The organism is Geobacter anodireducens (assembly GCA_001628815.1).
In the GTDB taxonomy this organism is placed as follows: domain Bacteria; phylum Desulfobacterota; class Desulfuromonadia; order Geobacterales; family Geobacteraceae; genus Geobacter; species Geobacter anodireducens.
In genome coordinates this window covers 2,447,635-2,459,767 of sequence record CP014963.1, presented here as the reverse complement: position 1 = coordinate 2,459,767, position 12,133 = coordinate 2,447,635, and the positions used below count along the sequence as shown (strand labels likewise).

The window sequence follows — 12,133 nt, the reverse complement described above, 5'->3', positions numbered from 1 at the left end:
TGCTGATTACGGGAAGAGGATAGGATGGGAAGGCTACAGGTGTGTTAAGGGGAGGTAAGGGGAAGGAAACTTTCTCTTTTGCAGAACGCTTCAGGACTAACCGGGGTGATCCGCGCACAACCAAGGGGGACGGTCGTTGACCGCCCCCCTTGGTTGGTAGTGCGTATCGATCAGGCCTTGCGCAGGGTGAACCGGAACGTCGTGCCTCTGCCGTGCTCGCTCTCGACAGTGATGCCGCCGCCGTGGAGCTGGATGATGTGCTTCACGATGGAAAGGCCGAGGCCAGTCCCCCCCTCGTCGCGGCTGCGGGCGGCATCCACCCGGTAGAACCGCTCGAAGATGCGCGGCAGGTCCCTGGGGGGGATGCCGATGCCGGTGTCGTGAACCGACACCCTCACCATTCCGCCCGCTTCATCGGCGCTGAGGGTGATGGCGCCTCCGGGCGGCGTGTACTTGAGGGCATTGTCCATGAGGTTGATGAGGACCTGTTCCAGCCGCCCCGGGTCGGCCAGCACCGGTGGGGCGCCAGCCAGGGCCGACATGTCGATGGCGATCTCCTTCTTTGCGGCCTTCTGCTCCAGCAGTCCCGCCGCATGGGCGACCGCACGGTCCAGATGGATCTGGGCCAGCTCCAGCTGGAGTCCTCCCGATTCCAGTTGCGAAAGGGTGAGGAGATCGCGGATCAGATCAGCGAGCCGTTCCGAGTGGCTGTAAATGATCTCCAGGAACCGTCCGGCCCGTTCCGGGTCTTCTTTCACGAGCCCGCCGGCCAGGGCCTCGGCATATCCCTTGATGACCGTGACCGGCGTCCTGAGCTCATGGGATACATTGGCCACGAAGTCCCGGCGGACAACCTCCAGGCGTTTCAGGTCCGAAATGTCGTGGAACACCGCCACCACGCCGCGCAGTTCATCCTCTTCCATGAGCGGCACCCAGTGGGTCAGCACCTCTTTTCCCTCCCCCAGGGGGAGCGTCATCTCCTCCACGTGTTCGCTGCGGGACGACACCACGGCCCTGAAGGTTTCGTTCAGCTCGGGGAACCGGGCGATTTCGATGATCTGTCTCCCTTCCACGCTCTGGGTGAGACCGAAGAGCTCAAGAAAGGCCGGATTCACGAGCGTCACGGTCCCACCGGCATCGCTCACCATGAGCCCCTCACCCATTCCGCGCAGAATGGTGTCGAGCCGGTTTTTCTCAGCCGAGATCCGCGCCAGGTTCCGTTCGATCTGCGAAGCCATCTCGTTCATGACGCGGGCGAGCTCGCCGACTTCATCGCGGGTGATGACCGGGATCCGCCGGCCGTAGTCTCCCCGGCCCAGTTGGGTGGCCAGGGTCGTGATGGTGCGCAGCGAACGGGACGTGAACCGCGAGAGCAGATAGCTCAGGAGCAGCGCCACCACCAGCGATACCACAAGAGATGCCCCCAGTAGGGTCCGGATGCTCTGTTTTGCCTTTTCCACCGCAGTGAGGGGGAGAGACAGGCGCAGCACGCCGCGTTCTCCCTCCGTGGTGTTGAGCACGGTTGCCACGTAGAGCATGGGGGTCTTGATGGTAGCTGAATAGCGGACCGCGGCGCCCCCTCCCTGTTCCAGCGCCTGCCGGACTTCGGGGCGGTTCGCGTGGTTTTCCAGGGTCCCCAGGTACTGGGGGGCGATATCCGAGTCGGCCACCACCTCGCCCCCCTCAAGGACCACGGTCACGCGTGCCCGGGTCTCGCGCGAAATGGCCGCTGCCGCTGCGGGCGCATCCCGCCGCATATCACGAATCTCCCTGGCGGCAACCATCCGCGCCAGCCGCGATTCGCTCTTGAGATTCTCCTGGATCTCGTGGGCCAGGTGCGTGGTGAGAGTATGGTTGAGGTAGACGAAAAAAGCTCCCCCGATAAAGAGGAGCAAGCATAGATAGGAAGCCATCAGCTTCCACTGGATGGTGAGCTTCACTATTCCTCCATCTTGTAGCCGAAGCCGCGAACGGTCTTGATCAACTCTCCGGCCGGTCCAAGCTTCGTCCGCAGGCGGGTGATGTGGGTATCCACCGTGCGGGTGTCTCCCACGTAATTATACCCCCACACATTCTTGAGGAGGAGGTCGCGGCTCTGGACCCGGCCGAGCCGTTCGGCAAGGTTCAGCAGCAGCTTGAACTCGGTCGTGGTCAGGGTGACATCATCTCCCTCCACGGCCACCATGTGCCGCTCCGTGTCGATCGTCACCGGCCCGACATTGATGACCTTTCCTTCCGGCTTGTCGGGGAGGGAGCGGCGTAGCACCGCTTTCACCCTGAGCAGCAACTCGCGGGTGGAGAAGGGTTTTACCACGTAATCGTCGGCCCCGACCTCGAAACCGACCACACGGTCGATCTCCTCGCCGCGCGCCGTCAGCATGATGACCGGGATGTGGGCGGTCTTTTCCGACTTCTTGAGGATTTTGCAGACCTCCATCCCCATCATTCCCGGCAGCATCAGGTCCAGCAGGATCAGGTCGGGGGGTTGGCTACGGGCCAATTCCAGGCCGTTCGCGCCATCCAGTGCCGTGAGGGTCCGGTACCCCTCCTTCTCAAGGTTGAAGGCCACCAGATCGGCCAGGTCACGCTCGTCTTCAATGATAAGAATCGTTTTCATGAAATTCTCTCCCTCGTGCGAGGGTAGCGTCACACTATTGCATTTATGTTACAACTGTGAAAAATACCTGTAAAAACGGGCAGCGAAACTCGTTTCCACACAAATTGTGGATACCCTTGTGGATAAGATCGTAACACGTTTGCAAAGGCATATTAAAACAAATGTAAATAGCAAATTGCCCAAGAAATGGGCAGGTCGGAACGTGCTGAAATCACTATATCGTCAGCAGGGTCGCATAACCGCGCGTTGCGGTGCGTGTCTCGCAACAGACGTGTTTCATGCCGGCCATGACGTTCATGCCGCGGCACCAGCCCTGCTCACGCTCCAATCATACCATGTTCTAACATCTTGACTTGTACCGAGCGGCGTGCTAGTTCAGTAAATCTTCATCGATTCAATGAGTTAACGAGCTGAAACGCATGTTTGAATTGACGGAACACACAGGGGGAGTCCATGGCGCAACTGCTTGAATTTACGGTGGGAGGACTGCTCGATCACATTGCGGCCCGCTATCCCGACAATGACGCTCTCGTCTATGTGGATCGCGGTCTCCGTTACTCCTATCGCCAGTTCAACGAAGTCTGCCGCAAGGTGGCCAAGGGGCTGCTGCGGCTCGGGGTAAAGAAGGGCGATCATGTTGCCATCTGGGCATACAATGTGCCCGAATGGGTGGTCCTCCAGTTCGCCACGGCCAAGATCGGCGCGGTGCTCGTAACGGTCAACACCAACTACAAATCGGCGGAGCTGGAGTACATCCTCAACCAGTCCGACTCCTCGACGCTCTTTCTGGTAAAGTCGTTCAAGGATACCGATTATGTGGCCACCGTGAACGAGGTGGTGCCCGAACTGGCCGGATCGGAAGCCGGCGCCCTTTCCAGCGCGAAACTTCCCTTCCTCAGGAATGTCGTCTTCATCGGCAGCGAGACTCCGGCCGGCATGCTCAACTTCGAGGCCATCGCCGCCATGGGCGAGCATGTCTCCGACGACGAACTGGCGGCAGTGGAGGGGACCCTTGATCGCCACGACGTCATCAACATGCAGTACACCTCGGGCACCACCGGCTTTCCCAAGGGGGTCATGCTGACCCACTCCAACATTGTCAACAACGGCTTCAATATCGGCGAATGCATGAAGTTCACCGAGAAGGACCGTCTCTGTATCCCAGTCCCCTTTTTCCACTGCTTCGGTTGCGTGCTCGCCGTCATGGCCTGCGTCACCCATGGCACGACCATGGTGCCGGTTGAGATTTTCGACCCCCTCGCGGTGCTGCGCACCATCGAGAAGGAGCGCTGTACCGCGGTCCACGGCGTTCCCACCATGTTCATCGCGGAACTGGAGCACCCGGATTTCCCGAAGTTCGATCTCACGAGCCTCCGCACCGGGATCATGGCCGGCTCCAACTGTCCCATCGAGGTCATGAAAAAGGTCATCAGCCAGATGCACGCCAGCGAGATCACCATCGCCTACGGCCAGACCGAATCGTCGCCGGTGATCACCCAGACCCGCACCGACGATGCCATCGAGCTTCGGGTGGCCACGGTGGGCCGGGCGCTTCCCGACGTGGAGGTCAAGATCGTCGACATCGAAACCGGTGCCGAGCTGCCGCCGGGCAAGCAGGGCGAGCTGTGCACCCGCGGCTACCTGGTCATGAAGGGGTACTACAAGATGCCCGAGGAGACCGCACGGGCAATCGATGCCGACGGCTGGCTCCACACGGGTGACCTGGCCGTAATGGATGAGAACGGCTACTGCAAGATCACCGGCCGGATCAAAAACATGATCATTCGCGGCGGCGAGAATGTCTATCCTCGCGAGATAGAGGAGTTTCTCTATACTCACCCGAAAATATCGGATGTTCAGATCTATGGCGTCCCCGACCGCAAGTACGGGGAGCAGGTCATGGCCGCGGTCATTCTCAAGAAGGGCGAGATCATGACCGAGGAAGATGTGCGGAATTTCTGCAGGGGCAAGATTGCCAACTACAAGATTCCCAAGTATGTCAAATTCGTAGATTCCTACCCCATGACCGCCTCGGGCAAGATCCAGAAGTTCAAGCTGCGGGAAATGGCCATCAAGGAACTCGGCCTCGAAGGGCCGGGGGAAACCGCCTGACCGGAGCACTGGCATGAGGGAAAAGATTCTCGGCGTTCTCATGGTGTTGTTCGTCGTCTGTTTCGCGGCGATCTTCATCGAAGAGGCTTTCCTGGGGGGCCGCAAGCGTCGGCGCCTGGAAAAGGAGGCGCGGCTTCGCCGTCAATCCGGCGGAGAATGACGCCCGGGTCACGTACACAAAGAGAGGTTTCCATGCGCATCACTCCGAGGGAAGAGCTGGACCACCGCATTTCCCGGCTTCAGACATACATGGCCGGGGCCGGCCTCGATGCGGTCATCATCGTTCAGAATGCCGACTTGTTTTATTTCACCGGCACCATCCAGAGCGGCAACCTCTATGTGCCCATTGAGGGCGACCCCATCTACATGGTCCGCAAAGAGCATTCCCGGGCGCGGATGGAGTCGGGGCTCAAGTTGGTCGTCCCGTTTTCCTCCATGAAGAACATCCCCGGAATCCTGGCGGACCACGGCTATTCTCTGCCCGCCCGGATCGGCATGGAGCTCGATGTGGTGCCGGTAGCCTTCTTCGAGCGCTACCGCGCCGTCTTTCCCGCCGCCGACTTCAGCGATGCAACGCCTCTCATCCGGCGGGTCAGGATGATCAAGAGCAAGTACGAGATCCATCTCCTTCAGGATGCCGCAGTCCAGGTCGACAAGGTCCACCGCCGCGCCAGGTCGGTCATCCGTGAGGGAATGACCGACCTGGCGCTGGCGGCGGAGTTGGAGTTCACTGCCCGGAAGGAAGGCCACCAGGGGCTCGTCCGGATGCGCTCCTTCAACTCCGAGCTGTTTTATGCCCATATCTTCTCCGGAGCCGATACGGCGGTCCCTGCCTATGTGGATACCCCCCTTGGGGGCCTGGGGCTCAATCCCTCGTTCGGTCAGGGAGCCGGGCTCAAGCGGATCGAGCGCAACGAGCCGATCATCGTCGATTTCGCGGGTTGCGTTGACGGCTACCTGGTGGACCAGACACGCGTCCTGGCCATCGGGGGGATTTCCGATCGGTTGCGTCGTGCCTATGACGACATGATCAGGGTTCAGGAGCGGATGACCGAACTGGCTCTTCCCGGCACGCCGTGGGGCGATGTCTATGAGGGATGCCGTGCCCTGGCCGAAGAACTGGGATACGCCGACAGTTTCATGGGCGCCCGCGGCGCCCAGGTTTCCTTTATCGGCCACGGCATCGGCATCGAGATCGACGAGTATCCGTTCATTGCGCGCGGCTTCACCGAGATGGTCCTTGAGCCGGGCATGGTGTTCGCGTTCGAGCCGAAGGTCGTCTTCCCGGGCGAAGGGGCCATCGGGATCGAAAATACCTTTTACATCTCAAACTATGAAGGGCTCAAGCAACTGACATTCTCGGACCAGGAACTGGTCATTCTCTGACCGCAGCCACTCACCCCTCCGGCGGGACGTCGCCTTGACCGAGGTGAAACGTCCCGCTCCACACCTCCGGATTCACGCCGGCCGCCGCGCCCCTTGTTGCCCGTTATCATGTAAAATTTTGTTGAGTTTAATCAGATTGAATGGTATAAGGCTTTACAGTAAAATTGTATACAGTATACTAAAAAGAGATTTCTGCCGTTTTCACGATGATCGGTACCTCGATTTTATGCCGTATTTTGTGGTATCGGAGGTATAACCGACTGAAATTTCCAGTACCGTGACACCACCAGCGGAAAGGAGGGGGGAAGAAGGCAGGCGAGGTTGATAGTTTGTTTTTGTTTATTAAAACATCACAGCTTGGAAAGGAGAGCACGTAACATGGCACTCAAGGAAACCCTTAAGCAGAAAATTGAGGAGCACCGTCCCCGCACCACCCGGCTCGTGAAAGAGTTCGGCAAGGTCATCATCGACCAGGTGACCATTGATCAATGCATCGGCGGTGCCCGTGACATCCGCTGCCTGGTAACCGACATCTCCTATCTCGACCCCCAGGAAGGATCCGGTTCCGCGGCAAGACCATTCCCGAGACCTTTGAGGCCCTCCCCAAGGCTCCCGGTTCAGACTATCCGACCGTTGAATCCTTCTGGTACTTCCTCCTGACCGGAGAAGTTCCGACCCAGGCCCAGGTTGACGAAGTGGTTGCCGAGTGGAAGGTCCGCCAGGAAGTTCCCCAGTACGTGTTTGACGCCATCCGTGCCCTGCCGAAGGAAAGCCACCCCATGGTCATGCTCTCCGTCGGCATCCTTGCCCTCCAGAAGGACTCCAAGTTCTGCGGGTTCTACAATTCGGGCAAATTCAACAAAATGAACGCCTGGGAATACGTCTACGAAGATGCCTATGATCTCGTCGCCCGTATCCCGGTCATTGCCGCATTCATCTACAACCTCAAGTACAGGGGTGACAAGCAGATTGGCATCGACAAGGGCGCTGACTGCGGCGCGAACTTCGCCCGCATGATCGGTCAGTGCAAGGAGTACGAGGATGTTGCCCGGATGTACTTCATCCTTCACTCCGACCACGAGTCCGGCAACGTGTCGGCCCACACCACCCACTTGGTGCACTCGGCCCTGTCCGACCCCTACTATGCCTACTCCGCCGGTCTGAACGGCCTCGCCGGTCCGCTGCACGGCCTTGCCAACCAGGAAGTTCTCGACTGGACCATCAAGTTCCAGGAGAAGTACTGCAAGGATGTTGAGCCCACCAAGGAACTGGTCACCAAGGCCCTGTGGGATACGCTCAACTCCGGTCAGGTCATTCCGGGCTACGGCCACGCCGTTCTCCGCAAGACCGACCCGCGGTACACCTCGCAGCGCGAGTTCTGTCTCAAGACTCCGGGGCTCAAGGATGATCCGCTGTTCAAGCTGGTTGCCATGATCTTCGAAGTCGCCCCGGGCGTACTCATGGAGCACGGCAAGGCCAAGAACCCCTGGCCCAACGTCGATGCCCAGTCCGGTGTCATTCAGTGGTACTACGGCGTCAAAGAGTGGGACTTCTACACCGTTCTCTTCGGTGTGGGCCGTGCGCTCGGCTGCATGGCGAACATCACGTGGGACCGTGGCCTCGGTTACGCCATCGAGCGTCCCAAGTCCGTCACCACTCCGATGCTCGAGAAGTGGGCTGAAGAAGGCGGCCGCAAGTTTTAGCCGTACAGGTGCCGGGGATGACGTCCCCGGCACCTTTGCTGCAAGTAAATAGAAAATGGGGAGATGTCACCGCATCTCCCCATTTTTTCTAAACGTTCCCGCTTCAGGTGTCTCGGCTGTCGAGATCAGTTGAACACCTCTGCGCTGAAAATGTAAATGTCAGCCCCATCCCGCCAATCGTCAGGCTTGAGACCGGCCTTAACACAGGTTTGCATGAGGAACGTATCGCGGTCCCAGCCGTATTCCGTGGCGACCTGGGGCAGGAGTATCCCCCGACAGACATTTTTCTCGATGTAGATGCCGTGGGTTCCCACTATAATCTGTTCTGGTGAGGTTATTTTTTCCAAGGGGCTCAAAACGGAAATTTCCAGAGAAAAATTTGCGATGTCTTTGCTGGTCATCGGATAAAAGCGCGGATCACGGGTTGCGGCGGACACAGCCATCTCCCTGACCAGTTGGTACAGTGGCTGGCTGGACGTGAAATTGCCGATGCAGCCGCGCAATTTCCCGTCTTTTTTGATGCAGACAAAACAACCATAGTGATCGCGCAGACTTGGTACGGAGAGCTCCGAGGTCGGAATAACACCCTCCCTGACATAGGTAACTATGGCTTCCCTGGCTAGTGCGAGTAAGAGTTTCTTGTCGTCGTCGCTTAGTTTCGGCATGTCTCTCCTTCAGTTGGAGCATCGGGTTGATGGCGGTACGGTTGCGAACGAACCTGCCCATGCAGTGACGTCTTGTGAACTATACTATGAACGTCCTTCAGGAAAAAGAGCATTTGCGTGCTAGAGAGGGAGTATCCATGGCAAAGCGCTATAAGGTTCTTGTCGGTGGTGAGTGGACAGGGGACGACCGGCCGGGTATCGAGGTCGTAAACCCCTACGACGGCTCGGTCATAGGCGTTGTGCCCGAGGCGACGAACGAGGATGTGGATCGCGCCATACATGCAGCACAGGCGGGCTTCGCCGAAATGGCCGCTCTTCCGGCGCATCGACGTTCCGACATACTTGAGCGTACTTCGGAGCTGATCACGCGAGACCGGGAGGAGATCGCCGAAATAATAGCGCGCGAAGCGGGCAAGTCGTGGAAATTTGCCCTTGCGGAAGCGGATAGAAGCGCGGAAACCTTCCGCTTCGCCTCACTGGAGGCGCGCAATGCCCATGGTGAGCTTGTCCCCATGGACGCGTCTCCTGTGTCGGCGGGTCGCTTCGGGTTCTACATCCGAACCCCCATCGGCGTGATCGGAGCCATCGCACCCTTCAACTTTCCTCTTAATCTGGTAGCGCACAAGGTGGCGCCCGCCATAGCGGCCGGCAACGCGCTCGTGCTGAAACCCGCCACAAAGACCCCCCTTTCGTCCATAAAGCTTGCGGAGCTCATGGTGGAAGCGGGGCTCCCTGCCGGCGCGCTCAATCTGGTCATCGGGAGCGGGCGGACGGTTGGCAACCGCCTGGTAGAGGATGATCGCCTGGCAATGGTGACGTTCACCGGAAGCCCGCCTGTTGGCGTTCAAATCAAGGAGCGGAGCGGGCTCAAGAGGGTAACGCTCGAGCTCGGGTCCAATTCGCCCACCATTATTGAAGACGATGGTGACGTGGATGCGGCGGTCGCCCGCTGTGTAGTGGGCAGTTTCGCCAACTCGGGGCAGGTCTGTATCTCTGTTCAGCGTATTTTTGTACACCAGCGGCGTTATCGCGAATTTGTCGACAAGTTCGTAGCCGCGACCCAAAAGCTCAAGGTCGGTGATCCCATGGACCGTGACTGCGATATCGGACCGATGATTTCCCGCGATGAACTGCAGCGTGCCGTGGAGTGGCTGGAGGAGGCCACGTCTCTGGGGGCGAGGCTTGAAACCGGGGGTACGGTTGTCGGCAACTGTCTCACCCCGGCAATTCTGAGCGGTGTAACTCCTGACATGAAGGTGGTTTGCTCCGAGGTGTTTGCGCCGATAGTATCCGTGATCCCCTATGAAACCTTCGACCAGGCCCTCGACATGGCCGATGACTCGATCTATGGTCTGCAGGCCGGGGTTTACACCAGCGACATCAATAAAGCGTTCCAGGCCATCCGCCGCCTCGATGTGGGAGGGGTGATCATTAATGATGTCCCGACGTTCAGGGTCGATCATATGCCCTATGGTGGCAACAAGCAGAGTGGTCTCGGGCGTGAGGGCATTCGCTACGCCATGGAGGAGATGACAAACATAAAATTTGTGTGCCTGAACCTGTGAAAATAAGAATGGATTTAAGTTCTATATCGCTAACTTGTTGAATTTCTGAAAAAACAAAATCGTATGTAGTATAAAAAAATCTTGACTTTATCTCTAAAGCGAGTATATTCCTCATCCGTTGTGTTAAGTAACCATGCGCCCCGCGCGAGAATGGCAACTCCAAAGGAAAAGAGGTGAAAACGTCAATGAAAAAACTGCTTTCTCTGACACTGTGCCTTGCTATGGCCGTGGCTTTTGCTGCTGGCTGCAAGAAGAAAGAAGAAGCTCCGGCTCCGGCTCCGGCCGAGCAGGCTGCTCCGGCCCCGGCTCCGGCCCAGGCCCCCATGACTTCGGCCCAAGCTCCGGCTCCGGCTGACCAAGCTGCTCCGGCTGAGAAAAAGTAATTAGTTACTTTTTTCTCCTCCAAAAGACCCATGGACTCTGTTCATGGGTCTTTTTTTGTCTGATGAAAGGTGTTGACTTCAAATTCCGTACGTGGTAAACGATACGGTCTTTTTATTTACGCGTGTATGTGGAGGTAGAGATGGAAAGAACGTTTGCGATTATCAAGCCTGATGCGGTCGAACGGAACATCATCGGAAAGATACTTGAAAAGGTGGAAACAGCCGGCTTCCGGATTGTGGGCATGAAGAAGATCCTGCTTTCCACGTGCGAGGCCGAAGGCTTCTACTATGTGCACAAGGAGCGGCCTTTCTTCAATGATCTCTGTTCGTTCATGTCGCGCAGCCCGGTGGTGGTCATGGTGCTTGAGCGTGATAACGCCATCAGCGCCTGGCGCGAAGTGATGGGGGCCACAAACCCGGCCAACGCCGAAGCAGGCACCATTCGCAAGGATTTCGGCCTGAGCATTGAGGAGAATTCCGTGCACGGATCCGACTCCCCCGAGTCGGCCGCCTTCGAGATCCCGTATTTCTTCAGCCAACTCGAGCTGCTCTGACGCTGAATGCGCCTGTGCCAGCAAAGCCCTTCTCCCGTGAAGGGCTTTTTTTATAGCATGTTGCCATGGATACAATGATTGACATCAAGGGACTGAGCATCGACGATCTGGAACGTTTCCTTATGGGAAAAGGAAAGGAGCGTTACCGGGCACGCCAGATATTCAAGTGGCTGTATCAACGGGGTGCCACATCCTTTGCCGAGATGACTGACCTGGCAAAGGAACTGCGTCGGGACCTGGAGGAGACGGCACGCATCAGCACGCTTTCCCCCGAGGCCCTGGAGATTTCCCGGGATGGGACGCGGAAATACCTCTTCCGCCTCGATGACGGGTGCTCGGTGGAGTCGGTGCTCATCCCCGAAGAGGACAGGAATACCCTCTGTATTTCGAGTCAGGTGGGGTGTGCCATGGCCTGTGAGTTCTGTCTCACGGGAACGTTCCGGCTGACGCGCAACCTGACCACCGCCGAGATCGTAAACCAGGTCTGTGCGGTTCAGAGGGATGTGCCCGTTCGCAATATCGTCTTCATGGGCATGGGAGAACCTCTGGCCAATCTCGACAACGTGATCAGAGCGCTGCAGATCATGCTGCACGATGACGGTCTTCAGTTCTCAAGCCGTCGCATAACCGTTTCGACCGCCGGTTTGGTGCCGGAAATGGAGCGGCTCGGCCGATCGGTAACGGTGAACCTTGCGGTTTCGCTCAATGCCACCACGGACGAGTTGCGTGACCGGATCATGCCGATCAACCGGAAATATCCCCTTGCCGTGCTCCTTGACGCCTGCCGGAGGTTCCCGCTGCCGGGCCGCCGGAAGATAACGATCGAGTACGTACTGCTCGGCGGGGTGAACGACACCCTCGATGATGCCAAACGGCTGGTCAGGCTGTTGAGCGACATTCCCTCTAAGATCAACCTGATCCCGTTTAACGAGCATGGGGGGTGCTCCTACCGGAGCCCCAGCCAGGATGCGATCGACCGTTTTCACAAATATCTGCTGGACAAGCATTTCACGGTCATAACGCGCTCCAGCCGTGGTGCCGATATTTCGGCCGCCTGCGGTCAGCTCAAGGGCAAGCTGGACGCCATGAAGCCGTCCGGCGCAGGCAGACAGATAGAAGGTGCAGACTCCACTAACGAGGTGACATGA

Annotated in this window: 10 protein-coding genes and 1 pseudogene; 8 read left to right on the top strand and 3 right to left on the bottom strand. The window is 58.2% G+C overall.

Annotated elements, in window-relative coordinates; genetic code table 11:
- Positions 1 to 170: 170 nt before the first annotated feature.
- Positions 171 to 1,940: a PAS domain-containing sensor histidine kinase gene (locus A2G06_11290; protein ID ANA40766.1), complete on the bottom strand. Its 1,770-nt coding sequence runs from the start codon at positions 1,938 to 1,940 to the stop codon at positions 171 to 173.
- Positions 1,940 to 2,617 (bottom strand): DNA-binding response regulator, encoded by a 678-nt coding sequence (locus tag A2G06_11285; protein ANA40765.1) that lies wholly within the window; start codon positions 2,615 to 2,617, stop codon positions 1,940 to 1,942. The genes A2G06_11290 and A2G06_11285 overlap by 1 nt, the downstream gene beginning before the upstream one ends.
- A gap of 453 nt (positions 2,618 to 3,070) precedes the next feature.
- On the opposite strand from A2G06_11285, the gene A2G06_11280 reads away from it, so the two are divergent.
- The 4 genes and pseudogenes from A2G06_11280 (at position 3,071) to A2G06_11265 (ending at position 7,818) form a co-directional block, all read left to right on the top strand.
- Positions 3,071 to 4,729 carry an AMP-binding protein gene (locus A2G06_11280; protein ANA40764.1) on the top strand — a complete coding sequence of 553 codons (1,659 nt, stop codon included), beginning with the start codon at positions 3,071 to 3,073 and terminating at the stop codon, positions 4,727 to 4,729.
- A gap of 13 nt (positions 4,730 to 4,742) precedes the next feature.
- Positions 4,743 to 4,889 carry a hypothetical protein gene (locus A2G06_11275; GenBank protein ID ANA40763.1) on the top strand — a complete coding sequence of 49 codons (147 nt, stop codon included), beginning with the start codon at positions 4,743 to 4,745 and terminating at the stop codon, positions 4,887 to 4,889.
- 32 nt (positions 4,890 to 4,921) lie between these two features.
- Complete coding sequence (locus A2G06_11270) at positions 4,922 to 6,115, top strand: peptidase M24 (GenBank protein ID ANA40762.1); 1,194 nt, start codon at positions 4,922 to 4,924, stop codon at positions 6,113 to 6,115.
- Positions 6,116 to 6,493: 378 nt separating this feature from the next.
- Positions 6,494 to 7,818: pseudogene (locus tag A2G06_11265) on the top strand (type I citrate synthase).
- 125 nt (positions 7,819 to 7,943) lie between these two features.
- Here A2G06_11265 and A2G06_11260 read toward each other — a convergent pair.
- Positions 7,944 to 8,483, bottom strand: coding sequence for a hypothetical protein (locus tag A2G06_11260; protein ANA40761.1), 540 nt, complete (start codon positions 8,481 to 8,483; stop codon positions 7,944 to 7,946).
- A gap of 137 nt (positions 8,484 to 8,620) precedes the next feature.
- Here A2G06_11260 and A2G06_11255 point away from each other — a divergent pair, with 137 nt between their 5' ends.
- The 4 genes from A2G06_11255 to A2G06_11240 all read left to right on the top strand — a co-directional run bounded on the left by A2G06_11255 (position 8,621) and on the right by A2G06_11240 (position 12,133).
- Positions 8,621 to 10,048, top strand: a complete 1,428-nt coding sequence (locus A2G06_11255) for an aldehyde dehydrogenase (GenBank protein ID ANA40760.1) — start codon at positions 8,621 to 8,623, stop codon at positions 10,046 to 10,048.
- A 185-nt stretch (positions 10,049 to 10,233) separates the two neighbouring features.
- Positions 10,234 to 10,431 (top strand): hypothetical protein, encoded by a 198-nt coding sequence (locus A2G06_11250; GenBank protein ANA41664.1) that lies wholly within the window; start codon positions 10,234 to 10,236, stop codon positions 10,429 to 10,431.
- A 140-nt stretch (positions 10,432 to 10,571) separates the two neighbouring features.
- A complete protein-coding gene (locus A2G06_11245; GenBank protein ID ANA40759.1) occupies positions 10,572 to 10,985 on the top strand; it encodes a nucleoside-diphosphate kinase in 414 nt (137 codons plus the stop codon).
- 65 nt (positions 10,986 to 11,050) lie between these two features.
- The gene (locus A2G06_11240) at positions 11,051 to 12,133 is read left to right on the top strand and encodes a 23S rRNA (adenine(2503)-C(2))-methyltransferase RlmN (protein ANA40758.1); all 1,083 of its coding nucleotides are present in this window, start codon (positions 11,051 to 11,053) and stop codon (positions 12,131 to 12,133) included.

Excerpts from the sequence above, each read along its gene's own strand:
- A2G06_11285 (ANA40765.1), bottom strand. The coding sequence starts at position 2,617 with ATGAAAACGATTCTTATCATTGAAGACGAGCGTGACCTGGCCGATCTG.
- A2G06_11280 (ANA40764.1), top strand. The coding sequence starts at position 3,071 with ATGGCGCAACTGCTTGAATTTACGGTGGGAGGACTGCTCGATCACATT.
- A2G06_11275 (ANA40763.1), top strand. The coding sequence starts at position 4,743 with ATGAGGGAAAAGATTCTCGGCGTTCTCATGGTGTTGTTCGTCGTCTGT.
- A2G06_11270 (ANA40762.1), top strand. The coding sequence starts at position 4,922 with ATGCGCATCACTCCGAGGGAAGAGCTGGACCACCGCATTTCCCGGCTT.
- A2G06_11260 (ANA40761.1), bottom strand. The coding sequence starts at position 8,483 with ATGCCGAAACTAAGCGACGACGACAAGAAACTCTTACTCGCACTAGCC.
- A2G06_11255 (ANA40760.1), top strand. The coding sequence starts at position 8,621 with ATGGCAAAGCGCTATAAGGTTCTTGTCGGTGGTGAGTGGACAGGGGAC.
- A2G06_11250 (ANA41664.1), top strand. The coding sequence starts at position 10,234 with ATGAAAAAACTGCTTTCTCTGACACTGTGCCTTGCTATGGCCGTGGCT.
- A2G06_11245 (ANA40759.1), top strand. The coding sequence starts at position 10,572 with ATGGAAAGAACGTTTGCGATTATCAAGCCTGATGCGGTCGAACGGAAC.
- A2G06_11240 (ANA40758.1), top strand. The coding sequence starts at position 11,051 with ATGGATACAATGATTGACATCAAGGGACTGAGCATCGACGATCTGGAA.